Source organism: Bradyrhizobium sp. GCM10028915 (assembly GCF_042666195.1).
GTDB classification, from domain to species: Bacteria; Pseudomonadota; Alphaproteobacteria; order Rhizobiales; family Xanthobacteraceae; genus Bradyrhizobium; species Bradyrhizobium canariense_D.
The window spans coordinates 18,979-44,073 of the sequence record NZ_JBHTFN010000012.1; the positions used below are offsets into that span (position 1 = coordinate 18,979).

Consider the following 25,095-nt stretch of genomic DNA (forward strand, 5'->3'; position numbering starts at 1 on the left):
GGGTGTTTGAGAGACACGAGCCTGTCATCAGGCACCATTCGAGGTCCCAAGGAGGGTCCAGGACATGTTTGACAGATTTTCAGGATTTGCCGGCCGTAAGGCCGTTCTCGCTACCGCCGCGGTGCTGGCGCTGACCGCAATAACCCCGACCGCTTCCTACGCGGGCGGCCGTCATTGGCATGGTGGCGGCGGTGGCGCGGCGGCTGCTGCAGCGTTTGCCGGCATCGTCGGCACCGGTCTTGCGATCGCCGCGACCCGCAACGCCTACGCCTATGACGATGGCCCCTATTATGGCGGCCCCGCCTATTACAGCGGCCCTGCCTATTACGGCGACGGCCCGTATTACGGACCCGGCCCGAACTACCAGTATCAGCGTTACGGCGGCACGGCTCCGTCGGAGCTCTGCGGCCAAGGCCACCGCACCAACTGCTACTAGTTTTGGCCACAACAAAAGGTTGACCACAAACGGGCCGTCGTGCTTGCCGCGGCGGCCCCTTTTTTGGGCTCTACTATCGCGCGTTAACGCGCTGGCCATGGGTTTAGAGTAGCGTCGCGTACATGAGTGATTCGCTTGAGCGGCTATATCTGGCTGTGCTCGCGGCCAGGGACCTTGATCCGGCAACATCGCGCACAGCGCGGCTGTTTCAGCGCGGCCCGTCAAAAATGGCGAAGAAGCTGGCTGAAGAGGCCATCGAGGTCGTCATCGACGCGGTCAACGGCGATAGCGAAGCCGTGATCCGGGAAAGCGCAGATCTACTCTACAATCTGACCGTGCTCTGGGCCTCGGCCGGCGTGCGCCCCGAGGACGTCTGGCGCGAGATGACGCGGCGTGAAGACATGCTCGGCATCGCCGAGAAACTGCCGAAGTCGGCTATGAAACTGCCCAAAGTTGCGTCACCGCGTGTCGCCGCCAGGCGGCCAATCGTCGCGCTCGAAGGCCGCACCGCGCGCAAGCGCCACTAGTATTGGCACAAATCGGTCCCATCTCGGCATGGACAAATCCGTCCCATGGTGCTTCATCGCGGCGCCATGCTGAAACGTATTTACGACTGGTGCATCGACGCCGCTCACAAGCCTTACGCGCTCTGGATCATGGGCGCCGTGGCTTTCGCTGAAAGCTCCTTCTTTCCCGTCCCGCCGGACGTGATGCTGATCCCGATGTCACTGGCGCGCCCGCAACGCGCCTGGGTCTATGCGGCGATCTGCACTGCGACGTCGGTGCTGGGTGGCCTTCTGGGCTACGCTATCGGTGCGCTGCTCTTCGACTCGGTCGGCCATTGGCTGATCGAAGTCTATGGCCTCGGCGGCAAGGTCGACGCCTTCCGCGCCTCCTATGCCGAATGGGGCGCCGTGATCATCCTGCTCAAGGGCCTCACGCCGATCCCCTACAAGCTCGTGACCATCACGTCCGGCTTTGCCGGCTACAATCTCGGGCTCTTCATCCTGTGCTCGATCGTGGCGCGTGGCGGGCGCTTCTTTATCGTGGCGATCCTGCTAAACCGCTACGGCGACTGGATCCGGATCAAGATCGAGAAGCATCTCGGATTGGTGGTGGCAATCGGCGCCGCGGTGCTCGTGCTCGGCTTTGTCGTCGCAATCAAATTGATCTAACGCCCAAGGCGCTTTGCCACCGCGCCTCGTTCGGCTACGGTTGCCGCCATGATGCTTCGATCCGGCAATCCGGTCCTGCGACTGGGCACGCTGACATTTGCGGCGCTTTCGGTCCTGCTCGCTGCCGGCGGTACCGGATGGCCGCAATCCGCACCGCCGGCGCTCGGCTTGCAGGAGCAAGGACCGCAGGCCGCACCGGCGCCCTCGACAGCTCCTTCGTCGCCGCCGGCGCACGAGGAAAACCCCGGGCTGATCAACGAAATGGGCAAGCTGTTCGAAAAGCTGCCCTCGATCCTGCCGCCGATCAAAAGCCCGAGCGAGACCATGAACGATTTGTCGCGCCTGGCGAAGCCGTCGACCATGGTGTCGGGACGCGTGGCCTGTCCGGCCTCGTCGAACGGCGCGCCCGACTGCAAGCTCGCCGCCGACAAACTCTGCCAGAGCAAGGGCTACACGGAAGGCAAGAGCCTGAATGCCGACTCCGCGGAAAAGTGCTCGGCCAAGGTTCTGATCCCGGGCAGGCAACGCAAACCGGATGACTGCCGCACTGATACCTTCGTCACCAGCGCGCTGTGCCAGAACTGAGGACGTCGCGCGAGCAAGCAAGGAGCGCCCATGAGCCGCACGGAGCAGGACTTCCTCGGACAGCGTGAGATCGCCGACGACATCTATTACGGCGTCCAGACCATCCGCGGGAAGGAGAACTTCCACATCACCGGCATTCCGATGAACCAGGAGCCTTACTTCGTGAAGGCGCTTGGTTACGTCAAGAAGGCCGCCGCCATGGCCAACCGCGATCTCGGCGCGGTGGACACCAAAGTCGCGGAAGCCATCATCGTGGGCTGCGATCGCGTCATCGCCGGCGATATGATGGACCAGTTCGTCACCGACTTCATCCAGGGCGGGGCCGGCACCTCCACCAACATGAACGCCAACGAGGTGATCGCCAATCTCGCGCTGGAATCGCTCGGCTTTGCCAAGGGCGACTACCAGCACGTCAGCCCCAACGATCACGTCAATTACGGCCAGTCCACCAACGACACCTATCCGACCGCCTTTCGGCTGGCGCTGATCCTGCGGCTCGAGAGCTACATGACGGCGCTGCGTCAGCTCCAGGAGGCGTTCTTCGCCAAGGGCAGGGAGTTCGAGCGCGTGCTGAAGATGGGCCGCACCCATTTGCAGGACGCGGTGCCGATGTCGCTCGGCGCCGAATTCCGCGGCTGGGGCACCACCATGGGCGAGGAGGTCGATCGAATCTCCGAGGCCCGCGCGCTGCTGCGCGAGATCAATCTCGGCGCCACCGCGATCGGCACCTCCGTCACCGCGGCGCACGGCTATCCCAAGCTCGCGGTCCGGCATCTGAGCGCGCTCACCGGCGTCGACTTCATCCTAGCAGCCGATCTCGTGGAGGCGACGTCGGATACAGGCGCCTATGTGCAACTCTCCGGCGTGCTCAAGCGCACCGCGAGCAAGCTGACCAAGATCTGCAACGACATCCGCCTGCTCGCCTCGGGCCCGCGTGCCGGCTTCAACGAGATCAACCTGCCGCAGCTTCAGCCGGGCTCCTCGATCATGCCCGGCAAGGTCAATCCTGTCATCCCCGAGGTCGTCAACCAGACCAGCTTCCTCGTGATCGGGCTCGACACCACCGTGACGCTCGCGGCGTCCGCGGGTCAGCTCCAGCTCAATGTGATGGAGCCGGTGATCTCGTTCGCGCTGTTCTTCTCGATCCGCACCATGGAGCGCGCGGTCAACAGCCTGCGTGAGAATTGCGTCGTCGGCATCACTGCCAACGAGGAGCACACCCGCAACATGGTGCTGAATTCGCTCGGTATCGTCACGGTGCTGAAGCCGCTGCTCGGCTACAAGGACTGCGCCGAGATCGCGCGCGAGGGCTACAAGAGCGGCAAGTCGCTGCATCAGATCGTCGTCGTCGAGCGCAAGCTGCTGACCCAGGAGAAATGGGACGAGATGTTCTCGTTCGAGCGGCTGATCAATCCGGATTTGCTTGCGTGATGTCGTCGGTCCGCGCTGAATTCCGCGGCTTGGAATTGCGGTAACGGCGTCCCTCCACGGCGCTAAAACGCAATACTTGACAGTGGAAAGATTGCCTTGTTGGTATGGCTCCCAACTTCGATGTGACCGCCAACAGAGGATCGTCTCGCAATGTCCATGCCTGCCTTGTTCAAGGGACGCCTGTCGATCCCCGTGATCGGTTCGCCGCTCTTCATCATCTCGGTGCCCGATCTCGTGATCGCGCAGTGCAAGGCGGGCGTGGTCGGCTCGTTTCCGTCGCTGAACGCGCGGCCGCCGGAGCTGCTTGACGAGTGGCTGGCGCGCATCACCGAAGAGCTCGCGGCCTATGATCGCGCGCATCCCGACAAGCCGTCGGCGCCGTTTGCGGTCAACCAGATCGTGCACAAGTCGAACAACCGGCTCGATCACGACATGCAGCTTTGCGCCAAGTACAAGGTGCCGATGATTATCTCCTCGCTCGGCGCACGCGAGGAGCTCAATCAGGCCGTGCACGGCTCGGGCGGCATCGTCTTCCACGATGTGATCAACCAGAAGTTTGCGCACAAGGCGATCGAGAAGGGCGCCGACGGCCTGATCCTGGTCGCCGCGGGCGCCGGCGGCCATGCCGGCACGATCTCGCCATTGGCGTTCGTCGCCGAGACGCGAAAATGGTTCGACGGCCCGATCGCGCTGTCGGGCGCGATCGGCAACGGCAAGGCGATCCGCGCCGCGCGCATACTCGGCGCCGACTTTGCCTATATCGGCTCGGCCTTCATCGCCACCAAGGAAGCCAATGCGGTCGACAAATACAAGGAGATGATCGCGGGCGCGACGGCTGACGACATCGTCTATTCCAACCTGTTCACCGGCGTGCACGGCAACTATCTGAAGCCGTCGATTCTCGCCGCCGGTATGGATCCGGAGAACCTGCCGACGTCAGATCCCTCCAAGATGAACTTCGGCACCGACGCCTCCGGCGAGCGCGCCAAGCCAAAAGCCTGGAAGGAAATCTGGGGTTCGGGCCAGGGCGTCGGCAGCATCGACGGCATCGTGCCAGCCGCCGAAATGATCGCGCGCTTCAAGAAGGAATACGACGAGGCGGTCGATCCGCCGTTGTGAACTTCGCCGGGACGACAGGTTTTGCTCAGCACCGAATGTGCATCACGGAGAAACGATGCCCCCCATCTACCGCGTCGACGGCGACAGCGTCGTCACCAGCCCGGATGCCGCGGGCCCGTGGGACCGGCGTATGCAGCACGGTTCGGCGCCGGCCGCGCTGGTGACGTGGGCGGCTGAGCGCATTCCGACGCCAGTTGCAATGGACATCGCGCGCGTCACCATCGACCTGATGCGCCCGGTGCCGGTGGCACCACTCACGATCGCGACCGAGATCTTGCGCGAGGGCCGCAAGATCCAGCTCTGCGGAGTCAAGCTGCTCGCCGACGGCGTCCAGGTGGTCGGCGCCACCGTGCTCAAGATCAAGCGCCAGGCGCTGACGCTGCCCGAGCACGTCAAGGCGCTGCCGGTTACGCTGCCGTCGCCGGAGGACTCGCTGCTCGAGGACGGTCATGCCGCTACCAGCCCGTTCGTACGTTCAGTCTCGATGCGCGCTGCGCGCGGCCGCTTCGGGCAAGCCGGCGCCGGCGCGATCTGGTTTCGCGTCGACCATCCCCTGATCGCGGGCGAACCGCTCTCCCAGGCGATGCGCGCCGTGGTCGCGGCCGATTTTTCCAACGGCACCGCCTCGTCGCTCGATTTCCGCGCCTGGACCTACATCAACGCTGACCTCACCGTGAGCTTTGCGCGCCAGCCGGTCGGCGAATGGATCCTGCTCGACGGTGATTCCTGGATCGGCCCCGATGGTGCCGGGCTTGCGATGTCGCGGCTCGCCGACCGGCAGGGCTATTTCGGCCGAGCCGTGCAAAGCCTGGTGATCGAGAAGCGGTGAGGCACCTTATCTATCCCACCATCCGGCCCCGCCCGCTCCAAAAGCTCGCGCGCAGCATCTTCTTGTCGACCTTGCCGACGCCGGTCATCGGGAGTTGCTTGACGAACTGGATCTGCTTCGGTGCATGAGCCGAGCCTTTTCGCGTCTTCACCAGATTGATCAGTTCATCGGCGTCAGGTTTTGCGCCTTCGCGCAGGACGACGACAGCGGTCACGGCCTCGCCCCATTTCTCGTCGGGGATGCCGACGACCGCAACCATGGCCACATCGGCGTGCTGTGACAGCACGTCTTCGATTTCCCGCGGAAAGATGTTGAAGCCGCCGGAGACGATCATGTCCTTCTTGCGGTCGAGGATGAACATGTAGCCGCGATCGTCCTTACGAGCGATGTCGCCGGTGTGCACCCAGCCGTTCTTGAGCGTCTCGGCGGTGGTGTCGGGCCGCTTCCAGTACTCCGCCATCGCATGCGGAGCGCGCACGCAGATTTCGCCGGCCTCGCCCGTCTTCACCTCCTGGTCGTTGTCGTCGAGGATCTTGACCTCGCACGCCGCGATCGGGAAGCCACAGGACAGGAACAGTTCGGGCGTTTTGGGATCGTGATCCGCCTTGCGCAGCACCGAGATTGGGTAGCATTCGGTCTGGCCGTAGAGCTGCGAGAACACCGGCCCGATCCGTTCGATGCCCTCGACCAGCCGGCTCGGCGACATCGCGGAGGCGCCGTAGAGCACCAGCTCGAGCGAGGAGAGGTCGGTCCTGCTCAATGCGGGATGATCGAGCAGCACATAGACCATGGTCGGCACGAACAGCGTGAAGTTGATGCGCTCGCGTGCGATAGTCCCCAGCACCGCCTCGGGATCGAAACCCTTCAGCATGTGCACGGTGCCGCCCCGCATCAAGGTCGGTAGCACTTTCGTGCCGGCGACATGGCTGATCGGTGCCACCGCGAGGTAGCGCGCGCCATCGGGAATCTCGAAGTCGGCGAGGATCGCGGCCGCGGCTCCGGCATTTTCGCGGTGGTAGCGCAACGCGCCCTTGGATTTGCCGGTGGTGCCACCGGTGTAATTCAGCGTGGAGAGGTCGTCGGGTCGGGCGAGGCAATGCGCGCTGGCATGGCCTTCGATCTCGATCGCCTGCAAGAGATCGACGCCATAGTTGGCCGGTCCCGTGGTGAACACCGCCTTGAGCCAGGTCGCCTGCGCGGCGAGCTCGCCGCCGCGATCGTGGAAGGCGGCCGCATCGACCACCAGCACCTCGGCCTCGGAATCCTCGAGCTGGAACATCTGGTCTCCCGGCGATCCCAAAGGATGCAGCCAGGTGACGCAGAGCCGCGACAATTGCGCGGCAACGCCGGCGCACCAGGTGTCGGCGCGGTTCGCGGTGAGGAAGGCGACCCGCGCGCCGGGCTGCAATCCAAGCCGCATGAACACGCCCTGGATGTGCCCGATCAGGTCGATGGTGCCCTGATAGCTCAGCGATCCGCCGGGCCACGCGAACGCGGTTCGGCCCGGATAGCGCGACAGCGCCCGCAGCGCCTGCGCGCAAGTCGGGGACGATGCATGGAGCGGATCGGACATATGTTTCCTCGCTGCTTTGTCATCGGCTTCCGGCGTGCCAATGTTTACCGCGACGCTAGCACAGGGAATGCGGGATGGAACGACTAAGCCCGCGCGAGGGAGGCACGCGTGACGTCAGATCGGCTGCAACATTTCCACGGTCGTCTCGCCCTGCCGCTGATTGCCGCGCCGATGTTTCTGGTCTCGGGCGTCGAGCTCATGGTCGCGGCCTGCCGCAACGGCGTGATCGGCAGCTTCCCCACCGCGAATTGCCGTAGCACCGAACAACTCGATGAATGGCTCACCGACATCGAAGCGCGGCTGCGGTGGCATGAAGATCAAACCGGCCGAAAGGCCGCGCCGCTTTGCCCAAACCTGATCGTGCACCGCTCCAATGCACGGCTGGAGCAGGATCTCGCCGTGTTGCTGCACCACAGGCCGGAGATCGTCATCACCTCGGTCGGCTCGCCCACGACGGTGCTCAAGCCGCTGCACGACGTCGGCGCATTGGTGCTTGCGGATGTTGCCTCGATCCGCCACGCCGAACGCGCGGCGGAAGCAGGTGCCGACGGGCTCGTGCTGCTTACCGCCGGCGCGGGCGGGCAAACCGGCTGGCTCAACCCGTTCGCCTTCGTCCGCGCGGTGCGTGCGTTCTACGATGGCATCATCGTGCTCGCGGGGGGCATCAGCGACGGCCACGCATTGCGCGCGGCCGAAGTGCTCGGCTGCGATCTCGGCTACATGGGTACGAAGTTCATCGCGACGCGGGAGAGCATGGCGGATGAGCGTCACAAGCAAATGCTGGTCGACGGCAGCGCGGACGACATCTTGCTGACCACCGCGTTCACGGGCCTGCAGACCAGCATGCTCAAGCCGTCGATCCTGGCAGCCGGTCTCGACCCCGACGATCTGCCGGCGCGCGGTGCAATCGACGTCGGCAAGGACATCGACGTCAACGCGCGCGAGAGCCGCCCCGAGCGCTGGCGCGATATCTGGAGCGGCGGGCATTCGATATCGGGTGTAACCGAAGTGATGGAGGCCAACGATCTCGTCGCGCGGACGGTCGCGGAGTATCGAGAGGCGGGTGGCCGCCTCTCCCCGTAAAAACCCGGAGACCGACAGGGCCCGTCGCCTCCATCACAGTTAATCGAGCGCTCCTTAGAAGCGGTCACTTAACGGCAGATTAACCATCGATCGCCCAGAATCCCCTCAGGCGCCAATCAGGACCGAGAGGGACAGGCGATGGACTTCGACTTTCTCAACGCCAAGACGGCGGCTTCGCTGGACGAAATTCGCGTTCGCGTGGCCCATGCGCTGGCCCGCCACCCGCTGTGCCGCAATGTTCGCTTCGACATCGTCAGCGTCCCCCGCACCCGCCGGGGCGGCAATTGGACGGTGGCGCTGCAATCGGTCGAGCCGCGTGGAGTCTGGGAGGCCTCGGAGATCGTGGCCGACATCCAGGACGCTTACGATCTGGCGCTAGCTGCTTGATTTTGTTGACCTTTCCAGATGATGTCGCCGCAGTCCGCGCGATTGCCGCCGCGATGGCACGGTTAAGCCTTAATTTTCGCCCAGTTTGCGGGCAGTGATCACGTGGACTTGAAGCCGGTTGCGGAGAGACGTTTGTCGAAAGCCATCACCATCGTCGTGCTGACCTGCTTCCTCGTCCTCGGCGCCGCCACCACCGCCATTCTCGGCCGCGACAGCGTGCCCAGCGTCAGCGCCGAAATGATCACGCAGGCGCCGGCGCCCAAGCTGCTTGCAACCAATCGGGCCGCCAAGGCCGACCGTCTGGTTCCGACGCTGGCGCTAGCCTCGGCCGCCATCGACCCGGTTCAGGTTCCGGCGGACAAGCTCTCGCAAATGCCCGTGCTGACCGAGCCGCTGCGTCAGGCGTTTGCCGCCGCCACGCCATCCGATTTCCCGATGCCCAAGGCGAGCGTGAACGAGGCTCCGGCCGCTGCAGAGATTCCTGCCGTCGAAGTCCCGGCCAAGCCGAAGGTCGTCGCCAAGCCGCAGCCGCAGAAATCCTATTCGCTGTTGTCCGACGTACAGATTGCGGGCATCAGGGACCGTCTGAAGTTGTCGTCGTCGCAGGAATATTACTGGCCGTCGGTCGAGACCGCGCTGCGCAACGTTGTCCGCAAGATCTCGGCAAACAAGCTGTCCAATCCGAACGTGCAGGGCGTGCCGATCGATCCCAATTGCGACGAGGTCCAGCAGTTGAAGTCGGCCGCGATGCCGCTGCTGTTCCAGCTGCGTGACGACCAGAAAGAGGAAGTGCGCAAGCTCGCCCGCATCATTGGGCTCGAGAAGGTGGCGCAGCAGATCTGACGCGCAAGTTCCTTCCGGAACTGCGGCTATATCGGGAACATCCTGCAATTGACAAGCGTTGCCCGCTCCAAAGAGGGAGTGGACCAATGCGCGCCTCGACAGCCTATTTCGTCGGTGCAGGAACCATCGTCGCAGCCATCGCCATTGGTCTCGGCGGCGGCATTGTCGCCGGCAATATCATGAATCCGGTCTCGCCCAAGCAGGGGCCTGATACCAGCAAGATCGCGCAGCGCGCTGACGCCAAGCCCGCCACGACGGAAGCGCCATCCGAGCGGCTGCAATATCTCACCGGCTCGCAAGCCTTCGGCGCCATGGTCGCCGCGCCAGCGCAGGCCGAAGCCAAATCCGACGCCAAGGCCGAGTCCAAGCCTGAGGCAAAGTCCGAAGCGGTGAAGCCCGACACGCAGACCACTCAAGCCAACGCTGAACAGCCAGCGCAACAGCCTTCGCAGGCGGCAGCGGTGGAGCCCCCGAAACCGCCACCGGCGTCGCCTCCGCAAGTCGCAAAGCCTGCCGAGCGGCAAGCATCGACAGAGCCGTCATCCTCATCCGACAACGCCTATGCCAAGGCCAGGGATTCTGACGTCAAGCGCGCCACGTCTGAACGGCGCCGGACGGAGCGCCGTGAGCGCTGGGCCGAGCGCCGCCACTACGATTTCCGCGAGCCGCGTGGGATGCGCGACCGCACCGATTGGGACGACGTCGCGCGCAACATCCGCGAAGATGCCGATGCGCGCGAGGTCCCGAGCAGGCCGCGCGGCGGCTTTCCGCAGATCAGGCTATTCGGCGACGACGATTAGCGTCCATCCTCGCCGTCGTGCGCGCGCCCGACCTATGACCGGCGCATCGACGTCTATGGCCTGACGGCTTTGACGCCGCCGAGATTTGTGTTGTGGACGCGAGCACTCACCCGCCGTGTGACTCCACGACCTTGCGGCAGCCGTCCGAAAGCTTCGACTTGTTCTCGCGCAGGCAGGCATTCATCTGTGGCGGCTTGCCGATATGTTCGGCGCAGAATTTGTTCGCGTCGCTTCGGCAGGTCATCTGCTCCTGCGGCGTCGGACCGGATTGCGCAGCGGCGTTCTGGGCGGTAGCGGCGAGCAGCAGCACGGCAAGAACCGAGATCTTCATAAAACACCTCCTTGGGAATGTCGTTGGTCCCGCCTGGGATCAAGCGGGCCGGACCATCTCGCGAGCGCCGGGCGCAGGTCCATGCCATGTTCATGGCATCGGCCAGCCCGTCCCGCCGCCGTACCCCCATTTTCATGGCATGTATCAGCGCGCCGTCTTTTGTCATTCAGGCTGCACGTCGGCCGCGAGACCCGGTGATTGCATCGGGACGCCGAACGGGAAGCAGGAGAGCAAGATGTCGAAAAGAGCGGGAGCGCTGAGCGCCGGGCTGACAATTTTGGCGCTGGCAGGTGCGGCGACGGTCTCGCTGGGCACGAGCCCGGCGCAGGCGGTGGTCTATTGCAAGACGGTCGGCATACCCAAGGGCTGCGTGGTGCGGCCGAGAGCGGCAGTGGTCGCTGCGCCGGCCGCCGCAGTCGCGGTCGCGACACCCGGGGTCGGTGCGCCCGGTGTCGGCGTGCGTGCGGGCACGCCGATGAATCGCGGTGGTCCGGTCAATCGCGTCGGCGTGCGCTGAGAAAGACGAAAGAGTTCGGGCGAAGGAGCATTGCGGACGAACCCCCGTCTTCCGCAGGCAAATCATCCGGCCGTCCCTCTCTCCGCGCGTCCCACACGTTCGGAGAGGGGGCTTTTCAGCCGACGGCGGCACCGCTGTCGGGGAAAATCTGCGGCAATTGCAGCCGCACGCGCGTGCCTGAGGAATCCGAGCTCAGATCGAGCATCGCCCCGCAGCGCGCGGCACGGCTCCTCATGTTGCGAAGCCCCCGCGCGGTCTGGCCCGCGTCGGTGGCTCTGCCGCTGCCGACCGGCGCAGAACCGTTCGCAAAGCCCTTGCCATCATCCGCGACCTTGATCACACCGAACGGCCCCTGACCTTCGTCGACCGTCTCGATGGTGACCGCGATGCGGCGGGCCTGTGCGTGCTTGACCGCATTGGTCACGGCCTCGTCGAGGATGCGCACGATCTGGATGACATGCCATGGCCTGAGCTCGGGATGCAGCGGCAGCCCCTGCGGCGTGGCCACGTGCCAGTCGAGCGCGATGTCGTGCGGTCGCAATTGCGCGGTCGCTCGCTCGCGCCAGGAGCCGAGTGCGAGCATCAGGTCGCCGCCGATGTCGTCCATGGAGTCGATGACGAGGCGGAGGTCCTTCAGCGCCGCACGGGCAGCGTCGGTGATGGTCGCGCCCTCGTGCCCGCGCTCGGACAGTGCCACGATGCTGATGAGCTGGCCGCCGAGGCCGTCATGCAGGTCGCGCATCAGCCGCGTGCGCTCATTGGCGAGCGCGGCTGCCCTTGCGCGCTCCTCCTCGCGGGCAAAGCTCGCCTTCAGCCGCTCCTCGGCCTCACGTACGCGCGTCACGAGCTGGTCGGCAAAGCTGTCGACCTGGTTCAGCGCGCGCGCGAACCGCCAGGTCAAGCCGGCGCCGATCGCGACCAGCATCGCCGAGTAGGACAGGCGCGAGAGGAAGATGCGCTCGTCGGTCACGATCTCGAACACCGACAGCATGTCGTGGACCCAGCAGATCAGCACGATGGTCACCGCGCAGCCGAGCGTGAAGCTTGCCGCGTCCTGCCGCCGCACCACCGCGGCAGCGGTGACGCAGGCCATTAGGAGCAGGCAGAGACCGACGGTAGGAATGCCAAGCAGGAGAAACAGAATGCGCGGCAGCGGCGGGCCGGCGATCAGTCCGACGCCGAACACGACGAGCCCCGGCGCGAACAGCAGCATGCCGTAGCGCGGCCAGCGCCAGCCGAAGAACAGCACGCCGAAGACGACGACCAGGGCGCTCTCGATCGGTGCGGACGCGAGCAATACCGCGGCGAGCCGGGACGTGTTGAGGGGGGGCACCGGTGGCGGCGCAAAGGCCTGCACTACGCCGAGTACCATCGCCACGGCCAGCACGCCGTAAACCGGCTCGCGGCGGCGCATCAGCCACATGATCGCCAGGATGACGGCGAGGATCGACTGCCAGGCGGAGAACACCACGGGCAACGTGACGAACATCAGCGTGCGTGTCTCGTAGGCCGGCCGCAAGGCCGCATCCGGCCCGACATAGACGGTGTCGAGAAAGCCCTTGAGCGGTCCCCAAACCAACAGCCGTACCGCGATCTCGTTCGCGCCCTCGCGCAGCAGCGAGGACGGGATCGCCCCGATCTGCGGAGTGTTGCGGTCGGGCCGGTTGGCGTTGGCATCGCGTCGGGAATCCAGGATGACGACGCCGTTGATTGAGACTTCCACCGCGTTGCTGAAGCGCGGCAGGAATACCGACCATCCCGACGCGACATCGCCGCGGCGGAACGTGAAGGCGCCGGTGTAGAGCGGCGGGTCGGCCAGGGAATAGCGTGACGACGTGAAATGCGGCAGCGTCACGGGACGTGCCACGCCGTCCTCGCGCAGCGAGAATTCGCTCAGCGCAAAGTCGTCGGGGTCGCTGGGCTGGAGCAGCCGCAGCCCGAGGACGGTCGCGACCACTATCAGCGCCTGCAGCAGCAGATAGGGCACGAGACGCGAGACCAGCAGCCGGCGCCGCCCGGGTTTGACCGGTGCCTTGGCCACGATCTCGCTCACAGCTTGATCAGGCCCTGCTGCACCGCTTCGAACACCGCTTCGCTGCGGGTGTGCACTTCGAGCTTGCGATAGATGTTCTTGATGTGGCCGGGCACGGTCTGCCGGGACAGGCCGAGATGGCTTGCGATCTCGGCGTAGCTGAAACCTTTGGCAATGCCCCAGAGGATGTCGATCTCGCGTGGGGTGAGCCTTGCGGTGTTGAGCGCGGGGCCCGGCGGAGGCTCGGCCGCATTCTGCGCGGAACCTTGCGTCCTGCGCACGATGAAGCGGGCGATCGAGGCCGAGATCGGCGAATGGCCGGCGACAAGATCGCGCACGGTGGTGGCGATATCAGTGGGGAACGCATCCTTCAGGAGATAGCCGGTGGCGCCAACCGTGATCGCGGAGATCACACTTTCTTCGTCGCCGAGCGCCGAGATCACCATGATCTCGGTGTCGGGAAAGCGTTGCCTTGTCTCGCGGATCAGCTCGACGCCGTGGCCGTCGGGCAGCCGCAGATCGGTGAGCAGCACGCGCGGCACAGCCGCGCTCAGCGCCGAACGAGCCTCTCCCAGCGTACCGGCGCTTCGCACCTCGTAGCCGGCCTTGACCAGCGCGTCCTGGAGCCGCCAGCAGGTCGGCGCGTCGTCCTCGACGAGGAGGATGGTGATGGCTTCACCCGTCTCGCCCTGTTCGGTCATGATCATCGTCGTCCTGCACCGCGTGTCCCCCGCGGCGCAGGGCCAAGTTTAGCCGCGGTGCGGGCGCCGCGACACCCATAATCATGGGGGCGCAAGGCATCGGTCTGGCGTTCCCGACGCGATGCCTACTGCTTCGTCGCACTGGCTCGTCCGGCGGCATGGGCGGGCCCGGCAGTCGCTGCACCAGATGCGCGCGGTACCGGCATTGTTCTTGTAGAACTGCTGATACGGCTCCTTGATCACGTCGAGCTTCGTCGGCCGCAGTCATGCCGCCGGAGGTTTGGCCTGACGCCCACGGCGGCACCGGGAAGTGAGATAGGCCACAGACGGGTTGACTTACGGGAGGAGACCCTCGAAATCATCCCGGAGCCAGCCTAGGGCCCTTGACGGATTGAAGCCTGCACCATGGTCGGATTGATCCTCCCGGCTCCGATGTCACGCCTGCAGCGTCTGGCCGGCCGTGTTGCGCTGGCGATTGCTCTGATGCTGGCAGCGGCGACGACCGCGCAGGCCGACAAGCGAGTGGCGCTGGTCCTTGGTGTGTCCAACTACCAGAGCGTCGCGCGGCTGGCCAATCCTGACAACGACGCCGCCGCCATCAGCGACGTGTTCAAGCGGATGGGGTTCGATATCGTGGAGCTTCGCCGCGATCTCGGCGTCATCGAGATGCGGCGGGCGGTGCGCGATTTTGCTGCGGTTGCCGCGGATTCCGACATGGCCGTGGTCTATTACGCCGGTCACGGCATCGAGGTGAACGGCGCGAATTTCCTGATTCCGGCAGATGCCAGGCTGCAGAGCGATTTCGACGTCGAGGACGAGGCGGTTCCGCTGGACCGGATTCTCCAGGCGATAAATCCGGCGAAGCGGCTGCGGCTCGTCATCCTCGATGCCTGCCGCGACAATCCGTTTGCAGAGCGGATGACACGCAGTGTCGCCACGCGTTCGATGGGCCGCGGCCTCGCCAAGATCGAGCCCGCCACGGCGGATACGCTGATTGCGTTCGCCGCCAAGGCCGGCGCGGTCGCCGGCGACGGCGACGGTGCGCACAGCCCGTTTGCGACCGCGCTCCTCAATCATTTGGCGACATCGGGCCTCGACCTTCGCCTGACGCTTGGCCGGGTTCGCGACGAGGTGCTCAAGAGCACGGGGCGGCGGCAGGAGCCCTTCGTCTACGGATCGCTCGGCGGCGACACCGTGGCGCTGGTGCCGCCGGTTGCATCGCCGATCGATCCGAACGCGGGAGCCCGGCGGGATTATGAGCTTGCAGCGCAGGCCGGCACCAAGCAGGCCTGGCTTTCCTTTCTCGCCGTTCATGCCACCGGCATCTATGCCAACTTTGCGCATGCGGCGCTCGACAAGCTCGAGGCCGCAGAAAAAATCAGCGAAAACGCCGATGCCGTACAGCGGCAGGCTGAGCAGCAGGTCCGGCAGAAGAGCGACGATTTCAGGAAACAGATCGAGGAGCAGGCGGCGCGTGAGACGGAACGGGCCACGCAGCAGATCTCCGAGCAGGCCCGGCGCGATCTGGAGAAGGAGCGCCAACGCATCGCCGAGCAGGCCAAGCGCGAGCTCGACGATGCCCGGCGGCAGGTTGCGGAGGCGCGCCGGCAGGCGGAGGACGCGGCCCTTCAGGTCGAGCAGGCGATGAAGCAGGCCGCGCTGGAGGCGCAGCAACAGATCGAGGCGGCGAAGCGCGAGGCAGACCGGCGCGAGAAGGAGCGCCAGGCTACGCTTGCCGCTCTGACCCCGCCCGCCGCGCCCGCTGCTGCTCTCGCCGTGGCGCCGACTAGCGTGCCAGCGATGGATCCTGCGGACATCGCCCGCTTGCTCCAGGCGCACCTGAAGCGTGTCGGTTGCGATCCCGGTGCGGCCGATGGCGCCTGGACTGCACCGTCGCAAAAGGCGCTCGACAGCTTCAACAGATATGCCGGTACGAAATTCGACGTGAAGGTCGCAAGCCTCGACGCGCTCGATGCGGTGCGCGCCCGGCCCGATCGCATCTGCCCGCTGGTTTGTGCGAGGGGGCAAAAGGCGGTTGGCGACCGCTGCGTCCAGATCGTCTGTGACAACAAATTCGTGCTGGACGCCCAGGGCGTGTGCCAGCGGCGTCCCGATCCGTCGCCCCAGAAACCAAAGGCGGTGTCCCGCCACGAACCGAGCCCGCGCGCGCCGTCTGCTCCGGCCAGCAGCGAGGGCGGCAAATGTCATACCTATGGCGGAAAACAGTACTGCCAGTGATGCGGCGTTGCTCGCCCTGGGTTGACGGGGTGGCGAGATCCTCGCGTCCGTCCAGGATGGCCCCTCTACGAAGCCTCTGCCCGCGGCGGCGGATATCGCCGGGCCAGCGCCGACAACGGCAAGTGTCGCTCGCCCTCAGGTAGCTCGAGATAGGCGAGCACGAGCGGCCGTTTCCAGTCACCGACGCCGAAATCCATCGCCATCCATTTCTGCGGTTCGGGGCCCTCAAGACCGCGCACCCAGACGAAATAGCGGGGGAGATCGTCGGCTTCCGTTTCCGTCACGCGTCTCCTGGCCATCAAAGCTGCTCGCTGTATCGTTACGTGTTGCCACACGATATGGGGACTGGCCTGGCAAAGTCGAACCGTCGAGGGAGGGGATGCCGGGAAGCACGCGGCCCTCTCCTGGCGAAGTGTCCGAAGGATGCGAGCCGTACATCCGCGAGGAAGCTCCGATTTGATCTTTCGATACTGTCCTTCTAGCCTCACGGTGACGTCTCCCGCGCACGGGTGGTGCGAACGCAAGGGTTTGTTCAGTGAGGATTCTGATTGTCGAGGACGATGCCGCCATGGCGCGCGGCCTTGCCGAGCGGCTCAAGCTGTCCGGGTTCGCCGTCGATATCGAGTCTGACGGGGCTTCGGCGGCGCAGACCGCCTTGCTGGAACCCTACAGCCTCATCATTCTGGACATCAACTTGCCGAACGTGTCGGGTTTCGGCGTCCTGCACAAGATACGGCAAGCCGGGTCGACCGTTCCGGTCATGATTCTGACTGCCCGTTACGCGACCGGCGATAAGGTCAGCGGGCTCGCTCTCGGCGCTGACGATTATCTCTCCAAGCCATTTGATATCGCCGAATTTGATGCCCGCGTTCGCGCGCTCGTGAGAAGGGGACAGGGGCTTCCAAATCCAACCTTGATCTGTGGCCCGCTCGCGTTCGACCGCGCCGCGGGCACGATTACACTGAGCGGCCGGCCGCTTGAATTGCGACGGCGCGAGTTTGCCGTGCTGGAAGTGCTGATGACCCGCGCCGGCAAAGTCGTCTCCAAGGAGCGCCTGATCGCGGAGGTATTTGGCTTCGACGAGGCGGTAGCGCCGAACGCGGCGGAACTCTACGTTGGTCGCGTTCGCCAGAAACTCGGTCCTGACGGGCCGCGGATCCGAACCGTCCGCGGGCTAGGCTATCTGCTGGAGGTACAGTGATCGCCACCTGGCGGCCGTCGTTGAGGCGAACGCTCCTCACCAATCTGGTGGCGCCCGCCATTGTATTGGCGATGGTGCTTGGAATCGGCGGTATGTTGCTGATCCAGCGCGTTGTGCAGACAGTTCATGACCGGTTGCTCGATGGGTCGGTTCTCGCCATCGCCGAACGCGTCGGCGTGGAAGATGGCGAACTGACGGTCGACTTGCCGCAGGTTGCGCTCGGCATGCTGGAAAGCCAGTCGCACGACAGCATCTATTACAGCGTGACTTACCTCGGCGAATTGATCACCGGTTACAAGGATCTTCCACTATCCGGCTTCGATCGATTGAAGGCTGGCGAAACCGGCCATCGCGATGGCGCGTATCGCGGCAAAACGGTTCGTATCGGCGCGCAGGCGCGGCAGGTCTACGGCAGGCCGGGGCTGGTCCTCGTCGCAGTGGCCGAAACGGTGCAGGCGCGCCGCGTCGTCGAACGTGAAATGCTGATCGGACTGGCGATGCTCGAGGCCGGGTTGATTAGCCTCATCGCTTGCCTCGGCTGGTACGCCGTCGATCGAGGCCTGAGGCCGCTTGGCGAACTCAAGCAAGAAATCGACGCGCGCGGTATTCAGGGCGGTCCAAATCTCAGTCCGCTCGACCTTTCCCGGGTGCCGCAGGAAGCTTTAGCACCGGCGCTCGCGGTAAATTCCCTGCTACAGCGGCTGGATCTGGCCATCGGACTGGTGCGCCGATTCACAGCCGATGCCTCGCATCAGATGCGAACCCCATTGGCGATACTGCGGACGCATCTCGATCTGGTGCGACGCCTGGGGTCGGAAACGCCGGCGGGCCAATCTGCCCTCGACGAGGTCGATAACGCCATCAACCGCCTTGAACGGCTGCTCGGGCAGCTCGTGACACTGGCACGGGCCGACGAGCAGAACATTGCGCAACCGGCCGCGGAGAACGTTGACCTGAATGAGGTCGCCTTCAATGTCCTGTCGGAGCGTGCCCCACAGGCTTTCGCGAACGACATCGACGTCCAGTTCGATCGATCCGACTGTCCCGCGGTCATCGCCGGCAATACGGTCCTGATTGGCGAATTGCTGGCAAACCTGATCGACAATGCGATCCGCTACAACCGCCCCGGGGGGGTGGTCCTGGTTCGCGCGGTTGTTGACGCCACGACCGCGCGAATTGAAGTCGAGGATACCGGTCCGGGAATTCCGGAGGCCCATCGGGCCCGCGTCTTCGAGCGTTTTTATCGGATTCCGATGGCGAACGGCCCTGCAGGCAGTGGTCTTGGACTAGCCATCGTGAAAGCCTTGTCGGACCGTCTCGGGGCCCAAATCGTGCTTGCACCTGGCCCGGAAGGCCGGGGTCTGCGGGTTTCCGTGAGCTTTCCTCTTGCCAAGCGTGATGGTGAAAGCTCAAGTTGAGGCCGGATTGTGCGCTGCCGTACGAATGGCTGCGGTCCTGAACAAACTGAAGTCCGCAAAGCGGCTCATGGACGAGGAAACGTCACGATGGCGGCTGCCAAAGCCTTGGCCTTGTGCGTTGGGATCTTGCTGACGTGGCCTGCCATGTCGGAGCAGGCGCAGCTCGGCCCTCTCAAAGGGCAAGCATCCGCTATCGCCGGAGCTCGAGAGCAACTCAACATCGTATCGACGACCCAGGACGCGGACGTCGCCGACTTGCTTGCCGATTTCCGGGCAAGTCATCCGGACATCGAGATCGTCCATACAAAGATCAACTCGAACGATATCTACAATCAAGTCGTGGATCCCTCGACCTCCAGCGCAGCACCCGGAGACATTGTCTGGAGCTCCGCGATGGATCTGCAGATCAAGCTCGTCAATGACGGCTATGCTCAACCCTATGTCTCGAAGGAAATTGCGCATATCCCGGATTGGGCCATCTGGAAAGACGAAGCCTATGCCATCACGGCGGAGCCGATTGTCATTGTTTATAACAAGAATCTCGTTGCGGAGTCCGATGTACCCCGAACCCGCACTGACCTGAAGAGCCTTCTAAGCCGAAAGCCTGACATCTATCGAGGTAAGATCGCAACCTATGACCCGGAGCAGAGCGGGACCGGTTTCCTGTTCATCACGCGCGATGCCGGAATCACCAGGACAACGTGGGATTTGGTCCGTGCGTTTGGCAGCGCCGGTATCAAGCTCTATTCGACCACCGGAACGGTGCTTGATCGGATTTCATCCGGCGAACATCTGCTCGCCTACAACATGATAGGGTCTTACGCGATCGAACGGGCCAAGGAAGATGCCTCTATCGGAATCGTGTTTCCTGCCGACTACATCACCTTGATGTCGCGAATAGCCTTTATACCCGTCACCGCGCCCCACCCGGAATCCGCGAAATTGTTTCTTGATTACCTGCTTTCAGAACGCGGCCAGAAATTTCTCCTGGCCCGGTCAGTCGGTCCTGTGCGCCTCGGTCTCGGCGCGGAAGGCGTGATACCTGCGGATCGCAGCGGCGCAGTCAAGCCGATCCATATTGGTGCAGAATTGCTCACCTATCTCGATCAATCGAAACGAGCGAGCTTCCTCAAAGAGTGGCGCCGCGCGTTGCAGGATCGATAGAAATCCAGGGATCTGGATTTCAGACGGAATAACATCCGAGAGAAGCCCCCCATATCTGCCGGCTCATCAAGCGCGTCGTCTTCAAACCGATTTTCTTGCGGAGTGCGGCAGCGACAGGTTGGTGACAGGCAGCTGATATACGATGAGGCAGCAATCGTAGCTTGAACGATCGCTCCTCGCGTATCGGTCAATCCGGCCGCGGTCAAGTTTGCAACACCTGCAAGACGGGTGAACAAGACAAAAAAACATAAACGATAAAAGGGAGGACGGCATGACGGTTACCACCGGACAGTCGAAGCTTGGCATGGTGCTCCGCGTCACCAGTGGCAACTTTCTTGAGATGTTCGACTTCTTTCTGTCGGGCGTCTACGCGTCGTACATCGCCAAGGCATTCTTCCCACTCGAAAATGAATACGCGTCACTGCTGCTGACCTTCGTTGCGTTTGGCGCAGGCTTTCTGATGCGCCCGCTCGGCGCCATCATCCTCGGCGCCTACGTGGATATTCTCGGCGCCTACGTGGATCGGATCGGCCGGCGCCAAGGCCTGATCGTTACACTGTCGATCATGGCTGCCGGCACGGTGCTCATCGCGTTCGTGCCAAGTTACGCAACCATTGGCATATTGGCCCCGATCCTCGTCTTGATCGGACGCCTGCTGCAAGGCTTCTCGGCTGGCGTCGAGCTTGGTGGGGTTTCCGTCTATCTCTCGGAAATGGCCACACCGGGAAAGAAGGGTTTTTACGCCAGCTGGCAATCGGCAAGTCAACAGGTCGCGATCATCGTCTCGGCCTCGCTGGGTTTCGCTCTCAATGCATGGCTTGCACCGGCGCAGCTTGACGATTGGGGCTGGCGTATTCCGTTCTTCATCGGCTGCCTGATCGTTCCTTTCGTATTCTTCATTCGACGCTCGCTGCAGGAAACCGATGAATTCCTGGCGCGGAAGCATCATCCGACACCCCGCGAGATCTATCGCTCCATCCTCGCAAACTGGAGCATTGTGCTTGCCGGGATGATGATGGTGATCATGACCACGGTGTCGTTCTACCTCATTACCGTCTACACGCCGACATTCGGCAAATCGGTCCTCAAGCTGACCGCGGCCGATGGCCTGATCGTGACGATTTGCGTGGGAATATCGAACTTCATCTGGCTTCCCATCATGGGCTCGTTGTCCGATCGGATTGGTCGTCGGCCGATCCTCATCGCCTTTTCGACTTTGGCATTTCTGACTGCATATCCCGCGCTTTCCTGGTTGGCCGCAGGCCCGACGTTCCCGAAGATGCTGACGGTCCTACTTTGGTTGTCTTTCATCTACGCCAGCTACAACGGCGCGATGATCGTCGCATTGACCGAAGTCATGCCGGTGGGTGTACGAACGTCGGGATTCTCCCTCGCATATAGTCTGGCAACGACGTTCGGCGGGTTTACGGCAGCGATCTGCACCTGGCTGATCGCTGCCACTGGTGACAATGCGTCGCCGGGATATTGGATGAGCGCGGCAGCGCTCTGTGGTCTGGCCGGGACGTACCTCGTTTACAGGCCGCAACAACGACGCGCGCTATCCGGCGCCAATTCGGTCGAGACGGTGATAGGGACGTGACCACCAAAGTGCTCGATGACGTCGACCGTCATCGAGCAAGCACAGTCCTCGAATAATTGCATCGAAGGAAATTGCCGATGAGCGTGACGATCGTCGTGCGCAGGCTAGTTGCGCTAAGCTTGCTGATTGTCTTGGCGGCCGCGGCTGGAATCGCCAAGGCGTCCGAAGTCAGGGTCATGATATCGGGAGGCTTGGCGACGCCTTATAAGGAGCTCGTACCGCAATTTGAACGCGCGACGGGAAATACGGTCGTCACGGCCTATGGCCCCTCGATGGGAACGACGGAGAACGCCATCCCCGTGCGACTGGCACGCGGCGAGGCGGCGGACGTGCTCATCATGGTCGGCGACGCGCTTGGCGAGATGATCGAGCAGGGCAGGGCGGTCAGAACCAGCCGCGTCGACCTGGTACGCTCGCCGATCGGGATCGCGGTACGCGCCGGAACGCCAAAGCCTGATATCGGTACTCCTGACGCATTGAAGCAGGCACTGTTGAACGCGAAGTCAGTTGCATACTCCGACAGCGCCAGCGGCGTCTATGTGGGCACCGAGCTGTTCAAGCGTCTCGGGATCGCCGCCGAGATGAAGGACAAGGCCAAAATGATTCCGGCGGAGCCGGTCGCGAGTGTTGTTGCACGAGGTGACGCCGAACTCGGCTTTCAACAGATCAGTGAACTTCTGCCGATCGCTGGAGCCGACCTTGTCGGGCCGCTCCCGCCAGACGTCCAGAAAATCACGATCTTTTCTGCAGGCATAACCTCCGGTGCCAGTCAGCCGGAAGCCGGACGGGCTCTGATTGCCTTCCTCGCTTCAGCTGCTGCTGCTCCGGCCCTGAAAAAAGCGGGTCTCGATCCCTTTGCAGCATCGGAGAAATAGACCGCTTCAGATCTGCGCGAGGCGGACGATTCCAGCGAAGGGGGACTTGATAATGAAGCAGTATCTCAACAGCTTCGGCGCACGCCAGACACTTGTCGTCGGTGCAAAGAGCTACGCCTACTATTCGCTTGCCGCAGCGGAAAAGAATGGCCTTCCCAGCATCTCCAGAAGCTCGCGATCGAGATCCGCGAGTCCGATGGTGCGAATAAGGCCATCATACCCTTGACCTGCCGCATCGATGCGCTCGACGAGCTCGAATATTTCCGCAACGGCGGAATTTTTCAATACGTCCTGCGCCAACTCGCTGCCTGACCGTCAACCCGAAACGAGGACGCCATGCCAACGAATTCCGCGCCGCTACCGAGGATCGAAGCGGAAACCATGCGCCGCATTACATGGCGCCTGCTTCCGTTTTTCATGGTGTGCTATTTCATTTCATACGTTGACCGCGTCAATGCCGGGTTTGCGGCCCTGCAAATGAACAAGGACCTGGGCCTGACGCAGGCTGCCTTCGGGGCGGGCGGGGCGCTGTTCTATATCGCCTACATTCTTTTCGAGGTCCCCAGTAATCTGGCGATGCAGAAAGTTGGCGCGCGGATCTGGATCGCGCGCATTATGATCACATGGGGGATAGTCGGTATTCTCTCCGCTTTTGCGGTAGGGCCGATTACTTTTTATCTGAGCCGCTTCTTGTTGGGTGCAGCGGAGGCCGGGTTCTTTCCTGGTGTGATCCTGTATCTGACCTTCTGGTTTCCGGCGGCCTATCGCGCACGGATCGTTGCGGTTTTCATGGTGGCGATACCGCTATCGAGCTTTTTGGGATCGCCAATATCCGGCGCTTTGCTGGCGATGGATGGCGTGCTCGGCCTTCGTGGTTGGCAATGGCTTTTCATCGTTGAAGCCATTCCGGCCGTCCTGCTCGGCCTGGTCTCGTTCTTCGGGCTTCCGAACAGACCCGCTGATGCAAAATGGCTCGAGCCGGAGGCGCGCAATTGGCTCGACGCGCGCCTGCAGTCCGAACGATCGATGGCGAAGCAGGTCGGCCACATGTCGCTGTGGCAAATTCTGACCAACAAATATGTGCTCATCCTCGGTTTGATCTATGCGGGAAGCTCGGCCACGAGCAACGCGTTGTCGCTGTGGCAGCCTCAGATCGTGAAATCGTTCGGGATGTCCAACATGGAGACCGGCTTCCTGAATGCCATCCCATTTGGCATCGCCTCCGTTGCGATGATCTTTTGGGGAAGATATTCGGACAGGTCGAACGCCCATGCCCAAAACACCGCAATACCACTTGCGTTATGCGCAACGGCGCTGCTTGCGACCATGCTCACGAGCTCATTGCCCGTGACGCTTGCTATTCTGAGCGTGGTCTTGATCGGTAATTATTCGATCAAGGGACCATTCTGGGCCCTGGCGACTGGGACACTCTCTCCGGCAACTGCTGCGGCCGGAATTGCCGGCATCAATACCCTGTCGCACATCGGCACTTCTGGCGCGGTGTGGCTGCTCGGCGTCATTAAGGAGGCGACGGGTAGCTTCCCCATGGCCTTGATACCGCTGGCTTTGCTTCAAATCGCCGGGATCATCGCGGTGCTTTGGATCAGCAAGCAGGAAACTCTACCCGCCACCTCCGCCGCAAGCCCCGTACATTGAGTGCAAGGCAGCATGTCTGACATTCACAAAACCCCGCGGCTCTCATCTTCGAGGACATAGTAATGCCTGCTCAATCCAAATCGAAGCGGCCCGCTACGCTCATTCCAGGCGATGGTATCGGCCCCGAGATCGTGAAATCGGCCGTCGACATTCTCGAAGCGCTCGGCTCTCCATTCGAATGGGACATCCAGCAGGGTGGCCTGGCCGCGATCGAGGAAAGCCGTGATCCGCTGCCGCAGGCGACGCTGGACAGCATCCGACGTACGCGGCTCGCCCTGAAGGGCCCGCTAACGACGCCGGTGGGGGGAGGATTCCGCTCGATCAATGTTCGTCTGCGCGAAGAATTCGGCCTCTACGCCAATTTGCGGCCGGTTCGAAGCATGGTTCCCGGAGGACGATTCGACGAAATCGATATCGTGCTGGTGCGCGAGAACCTCGGCGGGCTCTATGTCGCTTTCGAACACTATATTCCAATTGGGGAAGATCCGCACGCGGTCGCCATTTCGACCGGGGTCAATACGCGTGAAGGATCGCGCAAGATCATCGAATTCGCATTCGACTACGCGCTCAAGAACGGTCGCAAGAAGGTGACCGTCGTGCACAAGGCCAACGTGCTGAAGGCGCTGACCGGCATCTTTCTCGAGGTCGGTCACGAGGTTGCAAAGAAGTACGAGGGCAGGGTCAAGATGGACGATCGCATCGTCGATGCCACGGCGATGCAGCTCGTCATGAATCCCTGGCAGTTCGACGTCATCGTCACTACCAATTTGTTCGGTGACATCCTGTCGGATCAGCTCGCCGGTCTGGTCGGCGGCCTCGGCATGGCGCCCGGCGCCAACATCGGTCCGGATGCGGCGATCTTCGAGGCCGTGCACGGCTCGGCACCGGATATTGCCGGCAAGGGAATCGCCAATCCGCTCGCTTTATTGCTGGCGGTCGGGCTGATGCTGGAGCACATTGATCAGCCTGATCTCGCAAACCGTCTTAGAACGGCAATTGATCAGGTCTTGCGCGAGGACGGCGTTCGCACGCCCGATCTGGGCGGCAAAGCGTCCACTGGCGACTTCACTCAAAGCATCATCCGTCGATTGGGAGGGTAAG

Annotated in this window: 26 protein-coding genes; 20 read left to right on the plus strand and 6 right to left on the minus strand. The window is 63.2% G+C overall.

The genetic code is table 11. From position 1 onward, the window contains the following. The first annotated feature begins 64 nt into the window (after window positions 1-64). From ACFQX9_RS09175 to ACFQX9_RS09205, 7 genes are all read left to right on the plus strand, one after another. Complete coding sequence (locus ACFQX9_RS09175; protein ID WP_018453145.1) at window positions 65-436, plus strand: hypothetical protein; 372 nt, start codon at window positions 65-67, stop codon at window positions 434-436. Window positions 437-558: 122 nt separating this feature from the next. After that, the gene (hisE, locus tag ACFQX9_RS09180; RefSeq protein WP_007597487.1) at window positions 559-963 is read left to right on the plus strand and encodes a phosphoribosyl-ATP diphosphatase; all 405 of its coding nucleotides are present in this window, start codon (window positions 559-561) and stop codon (window positions 961-963) included. Window positions 964-1,008: 45 nt separating this feature from the next. After that, entirely contained in the window at window positions 1,009-1,611 is a 603-nt protein-coding gene (locus ACFQX9_RS09185; RefSeq protein WP_085385485.1) for a YqaA family protein, read from the plus strand. Between the two features lie 48 nt (window positions 1,612-1,659). Further along, window positions 1,660-2,196: a hypothetical protein gene (locus tag ACFQX9_RS09190; RefSeq protein ID WP_018453147.1), complete on the plus strand. Its 537-nt coding sequence runs from the start codon at window positions 1,660-1,662 to the stop codon at window positions 2,194-2,196. A gap of 30 nt (window positions 2,197-2,226) precedes the next feature. Continuing rightward, window positions 2,227-3,627, plus strand: coding sequence for an aspartate ammonia-lyase (locus ACFQX9_RS09195; protein WP_377787916.1), 1,401 nt, complete (start codon window positions 2,227-2,229; stop codon window positions 3,625-3,627). 150 nt (window positions 3,628-3,777) lie between these two features. After that, on the plus strand, window positions 3,778-4,746 hold the full coding sequence (locus ACFQX9_RS09200) for an NAD(P)H-dependent flavin oxidoreductase (RefSeq protein ID WP_377787919.1): 969 nt from the start codon (window positions 3,778-3,780) through the stop codon (window positions 4,744-4,746). A gap of 55 nt (window positions 4,747-4,801) precedes the next feature. Continuing rightward, window positions 4,802-5,575, plus strand: a complete 774-nt coding sequence (locus tag ACFQX9_RS09205; RefSeq protein ID WP_085350797.1) for a thioesterase family protein — start codon at window positions 4,802-4,804, stop codon at window positions 5,573-5,575. Between the two features lie 10 nt (window positions 5,576-5,585). Here the strand turns inward: ACFQX9_RS09205 and ACFQX9_RS09210 are convergent, their stop codons facing one another. After that, the gene (locus tag ACFQX9_RS09210; RefSeq protein WP_085350796.1) at window positions 5,586-7,148 is read right to left on the minus strand and encodes an AMP-binding protein; all 1,563 of its coding nucleotides are present in this window, start codon (window positions 7,146-7,148) and stop codon (window positions 5,586-5,588) included. Window positions 7,149-7,256: 108 nt separating this feature from the next. Here ACFQX9_RS09210 and ACFQX9_RS09215 point away from each other — a divergent pair, with 108 nt between their 5' ends. From ACFQX9_RS09215 to ACFQX9_RS09230, 4 genes are all read left to right on the plus strand, one after another. Beyond that, the gene (locus ACFQX9_RS09215; RefSeq protein ID WP_085350795.1) at window positions 7,257-8,231 is read left to right on the plus strand and encodes a nitronate monooxygenase family protein; all 975 of its coding nucleotides are present in this window, start codon (window positions 7,257-7,259) and stop codon (window positions 8,229-8,231) included. A 138-nt stretch (window positions 8,232-8,369) separates the two neighbouring features. Next, window positions 8,370-8,618, plus strand: a complete 249-nt coding sequence (locus ACFQX9_RS09220) for a hypothetical protein (RefSeq protein WP_018453152.1) — start codon at window positions 8,370-8,372, stop codon at window positions 8,616-8,618. Window positions 8,619-8,750: 132 nt separating this feature from the next. Next, window positions 8,751-9,461 (plus strand): hypothetical protein, encoded by a 711-nt coding sequence (locus tag ACFQX9_RS09225; RefSeq protein WP_018453153.1) that lies wholly within the window; start codon window positions 8,751-8,753, stop codon window positions 9,459-9,461. Window positions 9,462-9,547: 86 nt separating this feature from the next. Next, the gene (locus tag ACFQX9_RS09230) at window positions 9,548-10,261 is read left to right on the plus strand and encodes a hypothetical protein (RefSeq protein ID WP_085350794.1); all 714 of its coding nucleotides are present in this window, start codon (window positions 9,548-9,550) and stop codon (window positions 10,259-10,261) included. 106 nt (window positions 10,262-10,367) lie between these two features. On the opposite strand, the gene ACFQX9_RS09235 is transcribed toward ACFQX9_RS09230, so the two are convergent. Continuing rightward, on the minus strand, window positions 10,368-10,592 hold the full coding sequence (locus ACFQX9_RS09235) for a cysteine rich repeat-containing protein (protein WP_085350793.1): 225 nt from the start codon (window positions 10,590-10,592) through the stop codon (window positions 10,368-10,370). A gap of 235 nt (window positions 10,593-10,827) precedes the next feature. On the opposite strand from ACFQX9_RS09235, the gene ACFQX9_RS09240 reads away from it, so the two are divergent. Next, window positions 10,828-11,109, plus strand: a complete 282-nt coding sequence (locus ACFQX9_RS09240; RefSeq protein ID WP_026232471.1) for a hypothetical protein — start codon at window positions 10,828-10,830, stop codon at window positions 11,107-11,109. 115 nt (window positions 11,110-11,224) lie between these two features. On the opposite strand, the gene ACFQX9_RS09245 is transcribed toward ACFQX9_RS09240, so the two are convergent. Beyond that, window positions 11,225-13,162: an ATP-binding protein gene (locus ACFQX9_RS09245; RefSeq protein WP_377787927.1), complete on the minus strand. Its 1,938-nt coding sequence runs from the start codon at window positions 13,160-13,162 to the stop codon at window positions 11,225-11,227. Next, a complete protein-coding gene (locus ACFQX9_RS09250) occupies window positions 13,159-13,842 on the minus strand; it encodes a response regulator transcription factor (protein WP_018453158.1) in 684 nt (227 codons plus the stop codon). Before ACFQX9_RS09250 ends, ACFQX9_RS09245 begins: the two co-directional genes overlap by 4 nt. Window positions 13,843-14,247: 405 nt before the next feature. Between ACFQX9_RS09250 and ACFQX9_RS09255 the strand changes: the two genes are divergently transcribed. Then, window positions 14,248-16,080: a caspase family protein gene (locus tag ACFQX9_RS09255; RefSeq protein ID WP_377787930.1), complete on the plus strand. Its 1,833-nt coding sequence runs from the start codon at window positions 14,248-14,250 to the stop codon at window positions 16,078-16,080. A 65-nt stretch (window positions 16,081-16,145) separates the two neighbouring features. Here ACFQX9_RS09255 and ACFQX9_RS09260 read toward each other — a convergent pair whose 3' ends face one another. Then, on the minus strand, window positions 16,146-16,379 hold the full coding sequence (locus ACFQX9_RS09260) for a hypothetical protein (protein WP_026232472.1): 234 nt from the start codon (window positions 16,377-16,379) through the stop codon (window positions 16,146-16,148). A 236-nt stretch (window positions 16,380-16,615) separates the two neighbouring features. Between ACFQX9_RS09260 and ACFQX9_RS09265 the strand changes: the two genes are divergently transcribed. The 5 genes from ACFQX9_RS09265 (at window position 16,616) to ACFQX9_RS09285 (ending at window position 22,338) form a co-directional block, all read left to right on the plus strand. Further along, window positions 16,616-17,281, plus strand: coding sequence for a response regulator (locus ACFQX9_RS09265; protein ID WP_377787934.1), 666 nt, complete (start codon window positions 16,616-16,618; stop codon window positions 17,279-17,281). Further along, window positions 17,278-18,699 carry a sensor histidine kinase gene (locus tag ACFQX9_RS09270; protein WP_085350790.1) on the plus strand — a complete coding sequence of 474 codons (1,422 nt, stop codon included), beginning with the start codon at window positions 17,278-17,280 and terminating at the stop codon, window positions 18,697-18,699. The genes ACFQX9_RS09265 and ACFQX9_RS09270 overlap by 4 nt, the downstream gene beginning before the upstream one ends. A gap of 87 nt (window positions 18,700-18,786) precedes the next feature. Then, window positions 18,787-19,863: an ABC transporter substrate-binding protein gene (locus ACFQX9_RS09275; RefSeq protein WP_085350789.1), complete on the plus strand. Its 1,077-nt coding sequence runs from the start codon at window positions 18,787-18,789 to the stop codon at window positions 19,861-19,863. A 271-nt stretch (window positions 19,864-20,134) separates the two neighbouring features. Beyond that, window positions 20,135-21,463: an MFS transporter gene (locus tag ACFQX9_RS09280; RefSeq protein WP_377787938.1), complete on the plus strand. Its 1,329-nt coding sequence runs from the start codon at window positions 20,135-20,137 to the stop codon at window positions 21,461-21,463. A 77-nt stretch (window positions 21,464-21,540) separates the two neighbouring features. Beyond that, window positions 21,541-22,338 (plus strand): substrate-binding domain-containing protein, encoded by a 798-nt coding sequence (locus ACFQX9_RS09285; protein WP_085350788.1) that lies wholly within the window; start codon window positions 21,541-21,543, stop codon window positions 22,336-22,338. Window positions 22,339-22,458: 120 nt separating this feature from the next. Here the strand turns inward: ACFQX9_RS09285 and ACFQX9_RS09290 are convergent, their stop codons facing one another. Continuing rightward, complete coding sequence (locus tag ACFQX9_RS09290; protein WP_143273402.1) at window positions 22,459-22,638, minus strand: hypothetical protein; 180 nt, start codon at window positions 22,636-22,638, stop codon at window positions 22,459-22,461. Between the two features lie 36 nt (window positions 22,639-22,674). On the opposite strand from ACFQX9_RS09290, the gene ACFQX9_RS09295 reads away from it, so the two are divergent. Together ACFQX9_RS09295 and ACFQX9_RS09300 are read left to right on the plus strand one after the other, a co-directional pair. After that, a complete protein-coding gene (locus tag ACFQX9_RS09295) occupies window positions 22,675-23,994 on the plus strand; it encodes an MFS transporter (RefSeq protein ID WP_377787942.1) in 1,320 nt (439 codons plus the stop codon). 62 nt (window positions 23,995-24,056) lie between these two features. After that, window positions 24,057-25,094: an isocitrate/isopropylmalate dehydrogenase family protein gene (locus tag ACFQX9_RS09300; protein ID WP_085350786.1), complete on the plus strand. Its 1,038-nt coding sequence runs from the start codon at window positions 24,057-24,059 to the stop codon at window positions 25,092-25,094. Window position 25,095 lies beyond the last annotated feature (1 nt).